Here is a 17,347-nt window from a genome sequence, read left to right on the forward strand (position 1 = left end):
CAGCGCCTCGTTTTGCTGTGATTTGGGACAAGAAGTCCTGGGAACCCCTCTATGCGTCCGCAGTTGTTCAAAGCCTTACCCTTCGTACTCGCCGCCAGTTTCGCCCAAGCACAAACCCTGCCCGAAGCCATGCAGAAAGCGCTGGATGTCCATCCGGAAATCCAGGCCGCGGTGAACAGCCGCCTGGCAGCCGATTACCAGCTCAAAGCGGCCAAGGGCGGCTATTTGCCGCGGGTCGATTTGCTGGGCGGTTATGGTCGTGAAGGCACCGACAGCCCGACCACCCGTGCAGGATCGAGCAATCACTGGGAGACGCTGAACCGCAGCGAGTCAAGTTTACGTCTCCAGCAAATGGTTTTTGACGGTTTTGCCACCTCCAGTGAGGTGGGGCGTCAACAAGCCACCGTCAATTCCCGGGCGTACTCGTTGCTGGGCACTTCCGAGCGCACCGCGCTGACCGTGGCCCAGGTGTACCTGGATGTGTTGACCCGGCGCGAGTTCGTGCGCCTGGCCGAAGACAACATGCGCAATCACGAGCGCATCTACGATCAGATCCAGCTGCGCACCCAGCGTGGCGTCGGCAGCCGCGCCGACCTCGACCAGGCGGAAGCGCGCATGGCCCAGGCGCGCAACAACCTGATCACCGAACAGACCAACCTGGCCGATGCCCAGACCAACTACCTCAGCGCCGTCGGCCAGATGCCGGACCAGCTGGAGCGCCCGGTCGGCTTCATGGCCCTGCTGCCGGCCAGCCTCGACGAAGCCCAGCGCCAGATGCTGGAAAACAGCCCGATCCTGCGTTCGGCCGAATCCGACATCGTCGCCGCCGAGAAGCAGTACGAAGCCGCCAAGTCGACCTTCTACCCGCGCTTCGATGCCGAGCTTGGGCGTACCGCCGACAACAACCTGGACGGCATCGACGGCCACAACAACGAATGGCAAGCCATGCTGCGCATGCGCTTCAACCTGTTCGCCGGCGGCAGCAACAAGGCCGACCTGGAATCCAAGGCCTATCAGTCCACCCAGGCGCTGGATATTCGTAACAACGCCCTGCGTGTTCTGAATGAAGAGCTAGGCTTGGCGTGGAACGCCTTGAACAACGCCAATGCGCAAGTGCCGATCGCCCAGCAATATGTCGATCGCAGCGCCAGCGTGCGCGAGGCGTATCAGAAGCAATTCAGTTTGGGCGAGCGCACTTTGCTCGACTTGCTCGATAGCGAGAATGAACTGTTCACCGCCTCGCGCCGTTTGGCGGAAATCAAGAACATTCAGTTATTTACTCAATATCGAATCAAGGCGACCATGGGCGAATTGCTCAAGAGCCAGGGAGTGGTCGCACCCATGGCTTCCGTCGTGCAGAACGATGTGAAGCCCAAGGTCCAACTGCCTGGGATGAATTGAGTACTTTTCATCCAATAGACAGTTAAAGAGTGCCGAGCGTGGAATCAGAAGTCAGTCGAGTGCAACTTAGCCATGATCCACGCGGCATGCATGACGACCCGCTGCTGGATGCCCTGCTAACCCTGTGTTCCCTGCACCAGAAGCCGGCCAGCGCGGCCATGCTGACCACCGGCCTGCCTTTACCCTCCCAGCGCCTGAGCGCCGAGCTGCTGCCGCGCGCCGCCGCTCGCGCCGGCCTGCAGGGGCGTTTGCTGCGGCGCAAGCTGGAGCAGATTCCTGCCATCGCCATGCCGGCCATGCTCTTGCTCAAGGACGGCCGCAGCGCCGTCCTGCTCGGCTGGCAGGGCGAAGACAAGGCCCGCCTGCTGCTCAGCGAGAGCGATGGTGGCGAGGTCAGCGTCAGTCGCCAGATGCTGGCCGACGACTACAGCGGGCAAGTGTTCTTCGCCCAGCCCCAACACAAATTCGACGTCAACCATGGCTCGCTGATTCCTCGCGCCCGCTCCTGGTTCCGCGACACCTTGAAGCGTTCGCGCTGGCTGTACGCCGACGCTATCGCCGCCAGCCTGCTGATCAACGTCATTGCCATGGCCGCGCCGCTGTTCGTGATGAACGTCTACGACCGCGTGGTCCCCAACCAGGCCGCCGCCACCCTGTGGGTGCTGGCCATCGGCATCACTGGCGCCTACCTGTTCGACCTGATTCTCAAGAGCCTGCGCAGCCTGTGCCTGGACCTGGCCGGCAAGAAGACCGACCTGATCATCTCGGCCACGCTGTTCGAGCGCATTGTCGGCATGGCCATGAAGTACCGGCCGGCGCGGGTCGGCAGCTTTGCCCAGAACATCCACGAGTTCCAGAGCCTGCGCGACTTCCTCGCCTCGCTGACCCTCACCAGCCTGATCGACCTGCCATTCACCCTGCTGATTTTCCTGGTGATCGCCATCCTCGGCGGGCACCTGGTGTGGATTCCGGTGCTGGCCTTCCCGATTGCCCTGGGCATCGGCTACGCCCTGCAGAAACCGCTGATCGCCACCATGGAAAAAACCATGGCCCTGGGCGCCGAGCGCCAGTCGAGCCTGATCGAGACCCTGGCCGGGCTGGACGCGGTGAAGGTCAACAACGCCGAAAGCGAACGCCAGTACCAGTGGGAACAGACCATTGGCACCCTGGGCCGCCTCGAGCTGCGGGTGAAGATGCTCTCCAGCCTGGCGATGAACATCACCCTGCTGATCCAGCAGCTGGCCGGGGTGATCATGATCGTCTTCGGCGTGTACCAGATCATCGACGGCAACCTGAGCATGGGCGGGCTGATCGCCTGCTACATGCTCAGCGGCCGCGCCCTCAGCCCGCTGGCCTCGTTGTCCGGCCTGCTGACCCGCTACCAGCAGGCGCGGGTGACCATGACCTCGGTCGACCAGATGATGGAGCTGCCCCAGGAGCGCAACTTCGACGAGCGTCCCCTGAGCCGCAACGTGCTGCAGGGCGCCATTGAATGCCGGCAGCTGAATTTCACCTACCCGGGGCAGCAGAACCCGGCGCTGAAGAACATCAACCTGGTGGTCAAGCCGGGCGAGAAGATCGGCATCATCGGCCGCAGCGGCTCGGGCAAGAGCTCCCTGGCCAAGCTGCTGGTGGGCCTGTATGCCCCGGACTCCGGCGCCTTGCTGGTGGACGGCGTGGACATCCGGCAGATCGACGTCAGCGAATTGCGCCATAACATCGGTTATGTGGCCCAGGACATCCAGCTGCTGGCCGGCACCCTGCGTGACAACCTGACCTCCGGCGCCCGTTACGTCGAAGACGAACTGGTGCTGCAGGCCGCCGAACTGGCCGGCGTCCACGAGTTCGCCCGCCTGCACCCGCAGGGTTACGAACTGCAGGTCGGCGAGCGCGGGCAGAACCTCTCCGGCGGCCAGCGGCAGAACGTCGCCCTGGCCCGGGCCCTGCTGCTCAACCCGCCAATCCTGCTGCTCGACGAACCGACCAGCGCCATGGACAACACGGGTGAAGAACGCTTGAAACAACGCCTGCAAGCCGTGGTGGAAGCCAAGACCGTGGTGCTGGTCACCCACCGTGCCTCGCTGCTGTCGCTGGTGGATCGCCTGCTGGTGATCGACCGCGGGCAGATCCTCGCCGACGGGCCGAAAGCAGTCGTGATGGAAGCGTTGAAGAAGGGGCAGATCAGTGTTGCTTAAATCCGGTTTCAAAGACTCGATCCTGCGCTACTTCAAAGGCACCGAATCGCTGCACGACCAACCCCTGCCCGAGGTCAACAAGGCGCTGATCGAGGATGCGCCGCGGGTTATCCGCCTGACCATCTGGGGCATCATCGGCTTCTTCCTGTTCCTGCTGCTGTGGGCCAACTTCGCGGTGATCGACGAAGTGACCAAGGGCGAGGGCAAGGCGATCCCGTCGTCCAAGGTGCAGAAAATCCAGAACCTGGAAGGCGGTATCGTCTCCGAACTGTTCGTCAAGGAAGGGCAGATCGTCGAAGCCGGCGCCCCGTTGATCCGCCTGGACGACACGCGCTTCAAGTCCAACGTCGGCGAGACCGAGGCCGATCGCCTGTCGATGCTGCTGCGGGTCGAGCGCCTGAGCGCGGAGATCGACAACCGCGAACTGAATTTCCCGGCCGATGCCATGGCCGCCGTGCCCGGCCAGGCGGCCAGCGAAAAGTCGCTGTATGAAAGCCGTCGCCAGCAGTTGCATGACGAAGTCGGCGGCCTGCAGGAGCAACTGATCCAGAAGCAGCAGGAACTGCGCGAGTTCACCTCCAAGCAGGCGCAGTACCGCCAGCAACTGAGCCTGCAGCGCCAGGAAATCGCCATGTCCGAGCCGCTGGTGGCCCAGGGCGCGGTGTCGCCGGTGGAAGTGCTGCGGCTCAAGCGCGCCGAAGTCGAGACCCGTGGGCAACTGGACGCCACCACCCTGGCGATCCCCCGTGCCGAATCGGCGATCAAGGAAGTCCAGCGCAAGGTCGACGAAACCCGCGGCAAGTTCCGCAGCGAAGCCCTGACCCAGCTCAACGAGGCACGCACCGAACTGAACAAGGCCAGCGCCACCGGCAAGGCCCTGGAAGACCGGGTCAGCCGGACCCTGGTCACCTCGCCGGTGCGTGGCATCGTCAAGCAACTGATGGTCAACACCATCGGCGGTGTGATCCAGCCGGGCAGCGACATGGTGGAGATCGTGCCGCTGGACGACACCCTGCTGGTGGAAGCGAAGATCCGTCCGCAGGACATCGCCTTCCTGCACCCGGGGCAGGAAGCGGTGGTCAAGTTCACCGCCTATGACTACACCATCTACGGCGGCCTGAAGGCCAAGCTGGAACAGATCGGCGCCGACACCATCACCGACGAAGACAAGAAGACCACCTACTACGTGATCAAGCTGCGCACCGACCGCAGCCACCTGGGCACCGATGAAAAGCCGTTGCTGATCATCCCCGGCATGGTCGCCTCGGTGGACATCATCACCGGCAAGAAAAGCGTGCTCAGCTACCTGCTCAAGCCGATCATCCGCGCCCGTGCCGAGGCGTTGCACGAGCGTTAAGCCATCTGTAGCCGCTGCCGCCAGGCTGCGATAAGGCCCGAAGGGCCTTCAGCGATATTGAAATCGTCACGTCCCCTTCGGGGCCGATCGCAGCCTGGCGGCAGCGGCTACAGGCGCTCGTGCCGGCCTTGGGGGCTGCGCCCGAATCGCCATATCGTTATTCTTTAAAGGTATTTAAAATTCGGTTCTTATATCTATAAAGTCGACTCCCTGCGTACCTGCCGACCAATCGGCGCGCCGCACGAAATGAACCCACACGGGACCTCCGTGAGTTTCTGATCGACGCGCGCGCCACCGGGCGTGCTCTGCGTGGGAGTGATTTATGTCCGTACCCTCTCCAAGTGCCGCGCCCATCGCCGCACAAGTTTTTGATATCCGCCCGTTCAGCGGCGCCGTCGGTGCCGAGATCGTCGGCCTGGACCTGGCCCGGCCGGTCAACGACCAGGACTTCGCGCGCATTCACCGCGCGCACCTGGATCATCACGTTGTGGTGTTCCGCGACCAGCGCATCACCCCCGAACAACAGATCGCCTTCAGCCGCCGTTTCGGCGTGCTGCAGATCCACGTACTCAAGCAGTTCCTGCTGGCCGGGCATCCGGAAATCCTCATCGTTTCCAACATCATCGAAAACGGCCAGTCCATCGGCCTGGGGGACGCCGGCAAGTTCTGGCATTCCGACCTCTCCTACAAGGAACTGCCGAGCCTGGGCTCGATGCTGCACGCCCAGGAGCTGCCAGCCGAGGGCGGCGACACCTTGTTCGCCGACATGCACAAAGCCTGGGACAGCCTGCCCGAAGCGTTGCGTAAGGCGGTCGATGGCCGCTCTGCCGCGCACTCCTACACCGCGCGCTACAGCGAGACCAAGTTCGAGGGCAACTGGCGCCCGACCCTGACCCCGGAGCAACTGGCCCAGGTCCGGGAAGTGGTGCACCCGGTCGTGCGCACCCATCCGGAAAACGGTCGCAAGGCGCTGTTCGTCAGCGAAGGCTTCACCACCCGCATCGTCGGCCTGCCGGAAGACGAGAGCCGCCAGCTGCTGGCCGAGCTCTACGCCCACAGCGTGCTGCCGGAAAACATCTACCGCCACCAATGGCAGCCCCATGACCTGGTGTTCTGGGACAACCGCTCGCTGATCCACCTGGCCGCCGGCTGCCCCAGCCATCTGCGCCGCAAGCTTTATCGCACCACCATCCAGGGCGACGCCCCTTACTGATCGGCCACCCACGGCAGGAGAAACATCATGTCCCAACCTACTCAACGCCTCCCGCGCCTGGGCAAACTGGCGGCCGCCATCGGCCTGGGCTTCAGCCTGCTGGCCGCTGGCCTGGTCGCGCCGACGGCGGCCCATGCCGAAGGCGAGATCCGCATCGCCGAACAGTTCGGCATCGTCTATCTGCTGCTCAACGTGGTGCGCGACCAGAATCTGATTGAAAAACACGGCAAGGAAGAAGGCATCGACATCAAGGTCGACTGGACCCAGCTGTCCGGCGGCGCGGCGGTCAACGACGCCTTGCTCTCCGGCTCCATCGACATTGCCGGGGCCGGCGTCGGCCCGCTGCTGACCATCTGGGACCGCACCCACGGCAAGCAGAACGTCAAGGCGGTGGCGTCGCTGGGCAACTTCCCTTACTACCTGGTGAGCAACAATCCCAAGGTCAAGACCATCGCCGACTTCACCGAGAAGGACCGCATCGCGGTGCCGGCGGTGGGGGTTTCCGTGCAGTCGCGGTTCCTGCAGTACGCGGCGGCCAAGCAATGGGGCGACAAGGAATTCAATCGCCTGGACAAGTACACCATCGCCGTTCCGCACCCGGACGCCACGGCGGCGCTGATCGCCGGCGGCACCGAGCTGACCGGGCACTTCTCCAACCCGCCGTTCCAGGACCAGGCGCTGGCCAACCCGAATGTGCACGTGGTGCTCAACACCTACGACCTGCTGGGCCCGAACTCACCGACCGTGCTGTTCGCCACCGAGAAATTCCGCAGCGAAAACCCGAAAACCTACAAGGCCTTCGTCGAGGCGCTGGCCGAGGCCGCCGACTTTGCCCAGAAGGACAAGGGCGCGGCGGCGGATACCTACATCCGCGTGACCAAGGCCAAGATCGACCGCGAAGCCTTGCTGAAGATCATCGACAACCCGCAGTTCGAGTTCACCGTCACCCCGAAAAACACCTACCCGCTGGCTGAATTCCTCTACCGCGTGGGCGCGATCAAGAACAAGCCGCAATCGTGGAAGGACTACTTCTTCCAGGACACCACGCCGCTGCAAGGGAGCTGATCGCCATGAACGCCCCCTTGCAAGGCCACACGGCCAGCAACCCGACCACGGCAGCCCAGGCGCTGCTGGCGGTCGACCAGGTCAGCCTGGAATACCGCACCCCGCAGCGCGTGGTGCGGGCCACCCACCAGGTCAGTTTCGAAATCGATCCCGCCGACCGTTTCGTCCTGCTTGGGCCCTCGGGCTGCGGCAAGTCGACCCTGCTCAAGGCGGTCGCCGGCTTCATCCAGCCCTGCGAGGGCGAGATTCGCCTGCAAGGGCAACGGGTCAGCCAGCCGGGGCCGGACCGGATCGTGGTGTTCCAGGAGTTCGACCAACTGCCGCCGTGGAAAACCGTGAAGCAGAACGTGATGTTCCCGCTGCTGGCGTCGAACACCCTCAACCGCCGCGAGGCCGAGGAGCGGGCGCTGCACTACCTGGACAAGGTCGGCCTGGCGGCGTTTGCCGACGCCTACCCGCACACCCTGTCCGGCGGCATGAAAGCGCGGGTGGCGATAGCACGCGCCCTGGCGATGCAGCCGAAGATCCTGCTGATGGACGAACCCTTCGCCGCCCTCGATGCCTTGACCCGGCGCAAGATGCAGGAAGAGTTGCTGCTGCTCTGGGAGGAGGTGCGCTTCACCCTGCTGTTCGTCACCCACTCCATCGAGGAGGCGCTGGTGGTGGGCAATCGCATCCTGCTGCTGTCGCCCCACCCGGGGCGGGTGCGGGCGGAAATCCACAGCCATCAGTACGACCTGCAAAGCCTCGGCGGCGTGGCGTTCCAGCAGACGGCGCGGCGTATCCACCGGCTGCTGTTCGACGAAGGCCAGTCGCCGGAAACCGAGCGCGAGCTGGATTTCACCGATATCCGTATCGCTTATTGAGCCTTTAAGAGGAACGCCCGATGAGCCATTCATCACCGGTTCGCCAGGAATACGAAGTTGCCCTCGAACCCCTGCTGGCGGTGCCGCTGGAGCGTGAGTTGCCGCTGGGCCAGCGCCTGTGGCAACAAGGCTGGCTGCGCAAGAGCCTGATCCTGATCGTGTTGGCGCTGCTCTGGGAGGCCGTGGCCCGCTACCAGAACAACGACCTGCTGCTACCGAGCTTTTTGCAGACCGCCAGCGCGCTGTACGACGGCCTGCTCAGCGGCGAGCTGCTGGGCAAGGTCGGCATCTCCCTGGTCGTGCTGCTCAAGGGGTACCTGATCGGCATCGTCCTGGCCTTTGCCCTGACCACCCTGGCGGTGTCGACCCAGGTGGGCCGCGACCTGCTGAGCACCCTGACCTCGATGTTCAACCCGCTGCCGGCCATCGCCCTGTTGCCGCTGGCCCTGCTGTGGTTCGGCCTGGGGGAGAACAGCTTGATCTTCGTGCTGGTGCATTCGGTGCTCTGGGCCCTGGCCCTGAACACCTACGCCGGCTTTCTCGGGGTTTCCGAAACCCTGCGCATGGCCGGGCGCAACTACGGGCTCAAGGGCATGCGCTTCGTGCTGTTCATCCTGATCCCGGCGGCGCTGCCGTCGATCCTCGCCGGCCTGAAAATCGGCTGGGCCTTTGCCTGGCGCACCCTGATCGCCGCCGAACTGGTGTTCGGCGCCACCAGCGGCAAGGGCGGCCTGGGCTGGTACATCTTCCAGAATCGCAACGAGCTGTACACCGACAAAGTCTTCGCCGGCCTGGCGGTGGTGATCCTGATCGGCCTGCTGGTGGAGAACCTGGTGTTCGACACCCTGGAGCGGGTCACCGTGAAACGCTGGGGCATGCAACGCTGAGCCCGTAGCGCCCGTAGCGCCCGTAGCGCCCGTAGCCGCTGCCGAGCCTGCGAGGCTGCGATCGACGGCGCAGCCGGCGCAAAAGCTGACCGCACATTTTGCCTGGCACACCGCATGCGCAGGTCTGGCGAGGACTTCGTCCTCGATCGCAGCCTGCGGCAGCGGCTACAGAAGAGTGGTGTCCATGACTGAAATGACCCTGCTAGCATTGCGCCTGACTCATTCCCGATCAGCCACGAGTGCTCAGCATGCAACTCCCGGACATGAACCTTCTGGTCGCCCTCGACGCCCTGCTCGACGAGGGCAGCGTGGTCGGCGCGGCGCGGCGCATGAACCTCAGCCCGGCGGCCATGAGCCGGACCCTCACGCGGATTCGCGAGGCGCTGGGCGATCCGATCCTGGTGCGCGCCGGCCGCGGCCTGGTGCCCACGCCCAAGGCCCAGGAGCTGCGCGGCCAGGTACGTGACCTGGTGGAGCAGGCGGCGCTGGTGTTCCGTTCCGGCGACCAGGTCGACCTCGGCACCCTGCGCCGGCGCTTCAATGTGCGCGCCAACGACTTTTTCGTCGGCGTCTATGGCGGCCGCCTGATCGATACCCTGGAGCGCCAGGCGCCCCATTGCGAACTGCGTTTCGTCCCGGAGGGCGATGGCGACGACGAGGCGCTGCGCGAAGGGCGGATCGACCTGCGCATCAGCAACACCCGGCCGCTGACCCCGGAAGTGAAGGTGCAGAACCTGTTCTCCACCACCTTTGTCGGCCTGGTGCGCGAGCATCATCCGTTGCTCGACGAGGAGATCACCGCCGAGCGTTTTGCCGCCTTCCCGCACATCAGCATGTCCCGGCGCGGCATCGCCCGCGGGCCGATCGATGTGGCGCTCAGCGACCTGGGCCTGCAGCGCCGGGTGCCGCTGATTGCCCCGAGCTTCCATGCCGCGATGTTCATGCTGCCGGACTCGGACCTGATCCTGCCGGTGCCCAAGGAAACCCTGCTCAGCGTGTCGCGCCTGGGCCTGCACCTGCGTTCCTTCGCCTTGCCGATTCCCCTGCCGACCCTGGTGCTGACCCAGGCCTGGCACCCGCGCTACGACAAGGACCCGGCACACAAATGGTTCCGCGAAACCCTGCGCGCCTCCTGCAACGAAACCTGGCACGCCGCCCAGCCCTGAAAAACCATGTCTCTGTAGGAGCGAGGCTTGCCCGCGATCCGCGAAGCGGCCATTTATCGCGGTGCCAGGTCTGGCCCTATCGCGAGCAAGCTTCGCTCCTACAGGTTTCGGGAGGGCGCAATCATTGCGTGCGGTGCACTTATAAGCTGTCGATAAGTCAGTTTTCGTCAGCTGTCGGGCTTTTTACACTGCTTCGGTATTTCTATCGGAGTCGTTCCCTTCATGAGTTCCCTCGCCGTGGCTGTGCCGGCACCCGCTGAAGTGGCCAGCAAACCGGCAGCTGTCAGCCCCGCGGTCTTCGGCCCGCGAATCATCATCGGCCTGCTCGGCGTATTGCTGGCGGTGCTGGTGTCGGGCCTCAACGAAATGGTGACCAAGATCGCCCTGGCCGACATCCGTGGCGCCCTGGCCATCGGCTATGACGAAGGCACCTGGCTGGTGGCCAGCTACACCGCCACCTCGGTGGCGGCCATGGCCTTCGCGCCCTGGTGTTCGGTGACCTTTTCGCTGCGCCGTTTCACTCTTTGCGCCATCGCCCTGTTCACCGTGCTGGGCGTGCTCTGTCCGTTCGCCCCGAACTACCAGAGCCTGTTGCTGCTGCGCACCGTGCAGGGCCTGGCCGGCGGCGCGTTGCCGCCAATGCTGATGACCGTGGCGCTGCGGTTCCTGCCGGCCAACGTCAAGCTCTACGGCCTGGCCGGCTACGCCCTGACCGCCACCTTCGGCCCGAGCCTGGGCACGCCGCTGGCCGCCCTGTGGACCGAATACGTCGGCTGGCAATGGGCGTTCTGGCAGGTGGTGGCGCCGTGTCTGCTGGCGATGCTCGCGGTGGCCTACGGTCTGCCCCAGGACCCGCTGCGCCTGGAGCGCCTCAAGGCCTTCAACTGGCGCGGCCTGCTGCTGGGGTTCCCGGCGATCTGCATGCTGGTGATCGGCATCCTCCAGGGCAATCGCCTGGACTGGTTCGGCTCGCCGCTGATCTGCCTGCTGCTGGGCGGGGGCGCGTTGTTGCTGGTGCTGTTTCTGATCAACGAATGGTCGCAACCGATTCCGTTCTTCAAGTTGCAGATGCTCGGCATCCGCAACCTGTCGTTTGCCCTGCTGACCCTGGCCGGGGTGTTGGTGGTGCTGACCGCGGTGATCATCATTCCGTCCAGTTTCCTGGCCCAGGTCCAGGGCTACCGGCCGTTGCAGACCGCCCCGGTGATGCTGGTGATGGCCCTGCCGCAGCTGATCGCGCTGCCGTTGGTGGCGGCCCTGTGCAACCTGCGCTGGGTCGATTGCCGCTGGGTGCTGGGCATCGGCCTGACGATGCTGGTGCTGTCGTGCCTGGGCGGCGCGCAGCTGACCTCGGCGTGGATTCGCGACGATTTCTACGTGCTGCAACTGCTGCAGATCTTCGGCCAGCCGATGGCGGTGCTGCCCTTGCTGATGCTTTCCACCGGCAGTATCCAGCCGATCGAGGGGCCGTTCGCGTCCTCCTGGTTCAACACCGTGAAAGGCCTGGCGGCGGTGATCGCCACCGGCGTGCTGGATGCCCTGACCACTCACCGCCTGCACTTTCACTCGACCATGCTGGTGGACAGCCTCGGCAACTCGCCGCTGAGCGCCGTCGACGCCAGCAACCTCGCCCAGCGCCTGCACCGACAGGCCGTGGTGCTGACCTCCGCCGACCTCTACTACGTCATGGCTGGCGTGGCGGCGGCCTTGATCCTGCTGATTTTCTGGCTGCCGACGCGGATCTATCCGCCACGCGCGCCGACTTGAACGTTCACTGAGACAGAAGGTTTTTATGACGATCCACATCAAACACAAACTCGCCGTCAGCGTGGCGGCGGTCGCGGTCCTCGGCGTGCTGGTGTACCTGGTCACCGGCAAGGCCACCGAGCAGACCACCAACGACGCTTTCGTGAGCGCCGACTACACCCTGGTGGCCCCGCGCGTGGCGGGTTTCATCAAGGAAGTGCTGGTGGAAGACAACCAGCGGGTCAAGGCCGGCCAGTTGCTGGCGTTGATCGACGATCGCGACCTGCGCGCCGCGGCCCAGGCGGCGGACGCCGAAACCCTGGTGGCCAAGGCGCAGTTGCAGAACGCCCGCGCCACCCTCGACCGGCAAAGCTCGGTGATCGCCCAGGCCCAGGCCTCGGTGGTGGCCGCGCGGGCGGAAATGGCCTTCGCCGAACATGAACTGAACCGCTACAACCACCTGGCCGGGGTCGGCGCCGGCACGGTGCAGAATGCCCAGCAGGCCCGGACCCGCATCGACCAGGCCAGCGCGCGGCTGGCCACGGCCACCGCGGCGCTGGCGGCGGAACGCAAGCAGGTGGAGATCCTCACCGCCCAGCGCGATGCCGCCGAGGGCGGGCTGAAGCGCGCCCAGGCGTCCCTGGAAATGGCCAGCTACGAACTGTCCTACACGCGCATCGTCGCGCCGGTGGACGGCATGGTCGGCGAACGCGCGGTGCGGGTCGGCGCCTACGTCACGCCGGGCAGCAAGATCCTCGCCGTGGTGCCGCTGGAGCAGGCCTATGTGGTGGCCAACTTCCAGGAAACCCAGCTGGCCCACATGCACCCCGGGCAACCGGTGCAGGTGCGGGTCGACAGCCTGGACGGCGAAACCCTGCACGGCCGGGTCGAGAGCCTGGCGCCGGCCACCGGGGTGACCTTCGCCGCGGTCAAGCCGGACAACGCCACCGGCAACTTCACCAAGGTGGTGCAGCGCATTCCGGTGAAGATCCTGCTGGAGCCCGGCCAGCCGATGGCCGAGCGTCTGCGGGTCGGGATGTCGGTGGAAGCGAGCGTCGATACCCTGGGCAAGGCCAGCTCCGCGCGTGAGGTGGTGAAGCGATGAGTCGTCTGCTCCAGCCGGTATTCGCCCTGAGCCTGTTGTCCCTGGCCGCCTGCAGTGTCGGCCCGGATTTCCAGCGTCCCGAAGGGCCGCGGGTCGAGGCCTGGGCCACCCCGCAAAAGGCTGCGCCGAGCCAGGTGGTGAGCAGCCCCCTGGACGAGCGCTGGTGGGAGGTCTTCAACGATCCGCAGCTGTCGGCGTTGAGCCGGCGCGTGCTGACCGACAACCTCGACCTGCAACTGGCCACCAGCCGCCTGCAACAGAGCCGCGCGGCGCGCCAGGTGGTCACCGCCGAGCGTTATCCGACCAGCAGCGCCAGCGGCGGTTACGCACGCAAACGTAACAGCGGCGAAGGCCTGAACGACCCGTCGGGGCACGCGGGCAAGTCCGCCTTCAACCTGTGGGACGCCGGCTTCTCGGCGTCCTGGGAGCTGGATTTCTGGGGCCGCGTGCGGCGTGAAACCGAGGCCGCCGACGCGACCCTGGAAGTCGCGGAAAATGATCGGCGCGGGGTGCTGCTGTCGGTACTGGCCGAGACCGCCCAGGACTACATCCAGCTGCGCGGCGTGCAGAGCACCCGCGCGGTGACCGAGCAGAACCTCGACGTCGCCCGCCACAGCCTCAAGCTCTCGCAGCTGCGCCTGGCCGACGGTGTGGCCACCGACCTGGACGTGGCCGAAGCCGCCGCGCAGGTGGCGACCATCGAGTCGCAACTACCGGCCTTGCAGCAGCGCCAGGCGCAACTGATCAACGCCCTGAGCCTGCTGATGGGCGAGCCGCCCCAGGCCTTGCATGCCGAACTCGCGGCGGATGCGCCGGTGCCGCAAACCCCGCGCCAGGTCGCCATCGGCCTGCCGTCGCAACTGGCCGAACGCCGCCCGGATATCCGCCAGGCCGAAGCCCGCCTGCATGCCGCCACCGCCAGCATCGGCGTGGCCCAGGGCGACTTTTATCCGCGCATCACCCTGTCGGGCAACTTCGGCTCCCAGGCCATGCAGCTGTCGGACTTCGGCTCCTGGGGCTCGCGCCAGTTTGGCATCGGCCCGCAGTTCAGCCTGCCGCTGTTCGACGGCGGCCGCCTGCGCGGCATGCTGCATCTGCGCGAAGCCCAGCAGCAGGAAGCGGCCGTCGCCTACCAGCAGACCGTGCTGCGCGCCTGGCATGAAATCGACGACCAGCTGACCCGCTACAACAGCAGCCAGCTGCGCCGCGACAGCCTCGCCGAAGCCGTGCGGCAGAACCAGATCGCCCTGCGCACCGCGCAACAGCAATACGTCGAAGGCGTGGTGGACTTCGTCAACGTCCTCACCGTCCAGGGCGCCTTGCTCGCCACCCAGGAACAACTGGTGGAAAGCTCGACCGGCGTTTCCCTGGCCATGGTCGGCCTGTACAAGGCCCTGGGCGGCGGCTGGGAGTCGGTGTATCCGTTGGCTAGCGCGGGTTCTGCAAAAACACCACATACCCCCTGAACCACGGGCTGTCTCGCAGATAGCCCGGCTCCTGCCATTCGCCGCCCTGGATCAACCCCACCTTGAACGGCAGGCCCATGCGGTCGAGGCGGGGCAGGTAGGCGGCGTAGTTGGGGATGCTGTGGCGGCCCTGGTAGGTCTGCACCACCACTTCGTCGACGACGCCCTTGAGCCCGGCGATGGCCTCGGGGTTGGCGTTGCTGCTCCAGTCCATCAGGCCGGTGATGCTCAGGCGGTACTGCGCAGGCAGGCGCTGGCGCAGGTCGCGCAGGAAGCTGGCGTACTCGTCGAGGTAGCGGGTGCGGGCGTCGAAATCGATCTGGATGCCGACCACCGGGTTGCCGGCCTGCTGCCAGCGCTGCACCTGGCCCAGCAGCTGGCGGTAGACCGGCTCCGGCCAGTGCAGGGTGTGGGCGCGATAGACCACCCAGACCTCGCCCTGGCGCAGGCGCGGAACGGCCATGCCCTGGGCGATGAAGTGCACGTTGCCGCTCGGGTCGCGACGCGAACGGCTGATCTGCCCTTGCAGGATGTACAGGGTCTTGGCCTGGTTCAGCACCGGCTGCGGGGCGACGCCGCTCCACAGCCAGAAGGCATCGTGATCGCGGGCGTCGACCGCCGCCTGGGCACCGCCGGCCAGCAACAGCCAGACCGGCAGCAGGCATCGCCAGAAGCGGCTCATGCTTACCAGTAGTACTGCTGCGACTTGCCCCACTGGGTGTCGGCGAAGGTGCCTTTGAGCTGGCGGAACCAGGCCTTGCGCACCGCGGGCTCCACGTCTTTGCCGCCACAGCGGTTGTTGCCCGAGGATGCAAAGCAATTGATCGCGCGGTACAGGGCGTAGGCGCGGTCGTCGCGTGGCGCCTTGCTGTTGGCGATCACCTGTTTGTAGCCCTCGAGGCGGGAGAACGCTTCGCCCTTGAAGGCCGACGGCGTGCCGCCCAGGGACTGCTTGTCGGGCTGGCTGTCCAGCGGCATGCCGTCCAGGCCGTTGCGCAGGATGAACTCACCGAGGCAGTTCAGGCCTTGCGGGCTTTTCCCATCCTTTTCCAATGCCGCCGCGGTTTCTGCGAGGCTCGGGCAGACGTAGCCGGACTCGGCCTCTTTGCCGTTCCACTGGAACAGCTTGAGCGACTGGCCGTTGCTGTAGACGTAACCCAGGCTGTAGCCAAGCTTGTCTTCAGGGGCGCTGGCGGGAAGCTGCGCAAGGTCGCTGGCAAAGGCCGCGTACTGGCCGCGCAGCAGGTCCTTGTAGAGCAGCACGAACTGCGCGGTATTACGTTCCACCGGGTCGGCGGCCTGGCCGATCTGCTGGCGCAGCAACTCGGCGTCGGCCACATGGCGCAGCAAGGTGAAGCGCACCTGCGGGCTTTGGATCGGCGAGTCGGCGGCGAACACCTTGGCCAGTTGCTGGTTGCGCTCGTAGTTCATGGCCAGGGCCAGCTCCAGCTGTTCCCGTTGCAACGGTTGCTTGGCCAGGGGCAGCAGTTGCAGCCACAGGGCTTGCGCGCCCGAGGCGTCGTTCTTCGCTTCCAGGGCCAGGCCGCGCAGAGTCTGCTGGCTGAAGGCGAGGTAGTCGAGGTTGGTCGCAGGCTCGGCGGGCAGAAGTTTCAGCGCGGCGTCCGGGTCGTTGTCGACGTACAGGGCGAAGGCCGCTTGCAGGTAGTCGTACAGCGCCGGTTGCCCGGCGAAGACCGCCTTCTGTTGTTGCAAGGCGTCGCGGGTCAGCCGGCCTTCGGTTTGCTCGCGCATCCACATCAGGTCGTTGACCGCCAGCAGCAGGGGCGTGCTGACCGGGTTGCGGTTGACCATCAGCAGCTTGGTGTCGACTTCTTCCACCAGATCGTCCAGCGACAGGTTGCGCTGCTCGTCCTTGGCCTGGGTCATTTGCCAGGCGTAGTCGGCGGCGAGTTTGTCGGGGTTGCTGTCCAGCCAGTGCACCCGACGCAGCAGGCCCTTGGCCGACGCAACGTAGGCTCCCTGTGGATAAGTTTGCAGGTAGGCGTCGAAGCCGGCCTCGGCCTGTTGCAGGGTGGACTTATCCACATGCTCGAGCGCCGGCATGCCGTATTCGTCGAAGGCGTTCTGCTGGGCGCTGTTGAGGAGCGTACGGGCGTTCATGTACAGCGCGGTCTCTTTCAGCCAGGCATTCGGGCTGTCCTTGAGCGTGGCGAACGCTGCGCCGGCCTCGCTGAAGCGGCCGCTGTAGAAGTCGCCGGCGGCCTGTAGATAAGTGGCGAAACCCTTGCCCAGCGGTGTCTGCAGGTCGGCCGGCAACAGGCTGGCCAGTTGCGGGCTGTCCCAGTTGCAGGCGGCGAGCAGCTTGACCCGGCTTTGCGCCAGCGCCTGGCGTTCGCTGGCCGGCAGGTCGGCGGCGATCAGTTGGTCGACGAAGGCCTGGGCGCTGGCGTCCGAGTTGCTGCGGCAGCGGCTGCCTTCGCCGGACAGGAAGGCATCGCCGGCTGCTTGCGGGGTTTCGCGCACCACCTGCAAGGACTCCAGGCGGCCGTTGAGGTCAGTGTCCTCCGAGGTTTGCGAGGTATCCGCGTCCTCAGGGCCGGGCGCGGGTTGCAGGCGAAATACTGGAAACGGCACCGCCCCATAACCCTCGTCCAGGTTATCGGCGTCCAGCGCTTTCGGCGCCAGGGGCAAGGCGCCGCTGTCGGCCAGCAACAGGCGCAGGTTCACCCGGCTGTCGTTGCCCGGGTTGAGAAACGGCAGGCTGCTGCAGCTGTCGAGGTTTTTTTTGAGCAGGGTCCAGTGCGGGTAACAGGAATCGTCGGAGCTGGCCTGGGCCTGATTGCAGAGGAGGGCGCCGAGCGCCAGTGTCAAAGACGACAAAAGACCGATACGCATGAATTGTCCTTAATCCGAAACTAT

General features: G+C 65.5%; 13 protein-coding genes. 11 read left to right on the plus strand and 2 right to left on the minus strand.

Features of this window, described 5'->3' with window-relative positions:
• The first annotated feature begins 51 nt into the window (after window positions 1-51).
• The 11 genes from AC07Y9_RS27200 to AC07Y9_RS27250 all read left to right on the plus strand — a co-directional run bounded on the left by AC07Y9_RS27200 (window position 52) and on the right by AC07Y9_RS27250 (window position 14,467).
• Window positions 52-1,401, plus strand: a complete 1,350-nt coding sequence (locus tag AC07Y9_RS27200; RefSeq protein WP_007928660.1) for a TolC family outer membrane protein — start codon at window positions 52-54, stop codon at window positions 1,399-1,401.
• Window positions 1,402-1,439: 38 nt separating this feature from the next.
• The gene (locus AC07Y9_RS27205) at window positions 1,440-3,596 is read left to right on the plus strand and encodes a type I secretion system permease/ATPase (RefSeq protein WP_037035296.1); all 2,157 of its coding nucleotides are present in this window, start codon (window positions 1,440-1,442) and stop codon (window positions 3,594-3,596) included.
• Complete coding sequence (locus AC07Y9_RS27210) at window positions 3,586-4,953, plus strand: HlyD family type I secretion periplasmic adaptor subunit (RefSeq protein WP_007928658.1); 1,368 nt, start codon at window positions 3,586-3,588, stop codon at window positions 4,951-4,953. Before AC07Y9_RS27205 ends, AC07Y9_RS27210 begins: the two co-directional genes overlap by 11 nt.
• 322 nt (window positions 4,954-5,275) lie before the next feature.
• Complete coding sequence (locus AC07Y9_RS27215; protein ID WP_102680791.1) at window positions 5,276-6,166, plus strand: TauD/TfdA dioxygenase family protein; 891 nt, start codon at window positions 5,276-5,278, stop codon at window positions 6,164-6,166.
• 27 nt (window positions 6,167-6,193) lie between these two features.
• Complete coding sequence (locus tag AC07Y9_RS27220; protein ID WP_102680792.1) at window positions 6,194-7,231, plus strand: ABC transporter substrate-binding protein; 1,038 nt, start codon at window positions 6,194-6,196, stop codon at window positions 7,229-7,231.
• Between the two features lie 5 nt (window positions 7,232-7,236).
• Window positions 7,237-8,097: an ABC transporter ATP-binding protein gene (locus AC07Y9_RS27225; protein ID WP_007928654.1), complete on the plus strand. Its 861-nt coding sequence runs from the start codon at window positions 7,237-7,239 to the stop codon at window positions 8,095-8,097.
• A 20-nt stretch (window positions 8,098-8,117) separates the two neighbouring features.
• Window positions 8,118-8,984, plus strand: a complete 867-nt coding sequence (locus AC07Y9_RS27230) for an ABC transporter permease (protein ID WP_025808568.1) — start codon at window positions 8,118-8,120, stop codon at window positions 8,982-8,984.
• A gap of 248 nt (window positions 8,985-9,232) precedes the next feature.
• A complete protein-coding gene (locus tag AC07Y9_RS27235) occupies window positions 9,233-10,150 on the plus strand; it encodes a LysR family transcriptional regulator (protein WP_102680793.1) in 918 nt (305 codons plus the stop codon).
• A 222-nt stretch (window positions 10,151-10,372) separates the two neighbouring features.
• Entirely contained in the window at window positions 10,373-11,917 is a 1,545-nt protein-coding gene (locus tag AC07Y9_RS27240) for an MFS transporter (protein WP_102680794.1), read from the plus strand.
• 25 nt (window positions 11,918-11,942) lie between these two features.
• Window positions 11,943-13,001: an HlyD family secretion protein gene (locus tag AC07Y9_RS27245; RefSeq protein ID WP_087092302.1), complete on the plus strand. Its 1,059-nt coding sequence runs from the start codon at window positions 11,943-11,945 to the stop codon at window positions 12,999-13,001.
• Window positions 12,998-14,467, plus strand: a complete 1,470-nt coding sequence (locus AC07Y9_RS27250; protein ID WP_102680795.1) for an efflux transporter outer membrane subunit — start codon at window positions 12,998-13,000, stop codon at window positions 14,465-14,467. Before AC07Y9_RS27245 ends, AC07Y9_RS27250 begins: the two co-directional genes overlap by 4 nt.
• On the opposite strand, the gene AC07Y9_RS27255 is transcribed toward AC07Y9_RS27250, so the two are convergent.
• Both AC07Y9_RS27255 and AC07Y9_RS27260 read right to left on the minus strand, forming a co-directional pair.
• The gene (locus tag AC07Y9_RS27255) at window positions 14,430-15,149 is read right to left on the minus strand and encodes a DUF3142 domain-containing protein (protein WP_101336425.1); all 720 of its coding nucleotides are present in this window, start codon (window positions 15,147-15,149) and stop codon (window positions 14,430-14,432) included. The two genes, AC07Y9_RS27250 and AC07Y9_RS27255, sit on opposite strands and share 38 nt — an antisense overlap.
• A gap of 2 nt (window positions 15,150-15,151) precedes the next feature.
• Window positions 15,152-17,323 (minus strand): PA5441 family protein, encoded by a 2,172-nt coding sequence (locus tag AC07Y9_RS27260; protein ID WP_102680796.1) that lies wholly within the window; start codon window positions 17,321-17,323, stop codon window positions 15,152-15,154.
• Window positions 17,324-17,347 lie beyond the last annotated feature (24 nt).

The organism is Pseudomonas sp. GW456-L12, assembly GCF_059424045.1.

Bases quoted from the DNA above. Each gene is read 5' to 3' on its own strand.
- AC07Y9_RS27200 (WP_007928660.1), top strand. From the start codon at position 52: ATGCGTCCGCAGTTGTTCAAAGCCTTACCCTTCGTACTCGCCGCCAGT.
- AC07Y9_RS27235 (WP_102680793.1), top strand. From the start codon at position 9,233: ATGCAACTCCCGGACATGAACCTTCTGGTCGCCCTCGACGCCCTGCTC.
- AC07Y9_RS27230 (WP_025808568.1), top strand. From the start codon at position 8,118: ATGAGCCATTCATCACCGGTTCGCCAGGAATACGAAGTTGCCCTCGAA.
- AC07Y9_RS27255 (WP_101336425.1), bottom strand. From the start codon at position 15,149: ATGAGCCGCTTCTGGCGATGCCTGCTGCCGGTCTGGCTGTTGCTGGCC.
- AC07Y9_RS27220 (WP_102680792.1), top strand. From the start codon at position 6,194: ATGTCCCAACCTACTCAACGCCTCCCGCGCCTGGGCAAACTGGCGGCC.
- AC07Y9_RS27225 (WP_007928654.1), top strand. From the start codon at position 7,237: ATGAACGCCCCCTTGCAAGGCCACACGGCCAGCAACCCGACCACGGCA.
- AC07Y9_RS27215 (WP_102680791.1), top strand. From the start codon at position 5,276: ATGTCCGTACCCTCTCCAAGTGCCGCGCCCATCGCCGCACAAGTTTTT.
- AC07Y9_RS27245 (WP_087092302.1), top strand. From the start codon at position 11,943: ATGACGATCCACATCAAACACAAACTCGCCGTCAGCGTGGCGGCGGTC.
- AC07Y9_RS27240 (WP_102680794.1), top strand. From the start codon at position 10,373: ATGAGTTCCCTCGCCGTGGCTGTGCCGGCACCCGCTGAAGTGGCCAGC.
- AC07Y9_RS27250 (WP_102680795.1), top strand. From the start codon at position 12,998: ATGAGTCGTCTGCTCCAGCCGGTATTCGCCCTGAGCCTGTTGTCCCTG.
- AC07Y9_RS27260 (WP_102680796.1), bottom strand. From the start codon at position 17,323: ATGCGTATCGGTCTTTTGTCGTCTTTGACACTGGCGCTCGGCGCCCTC.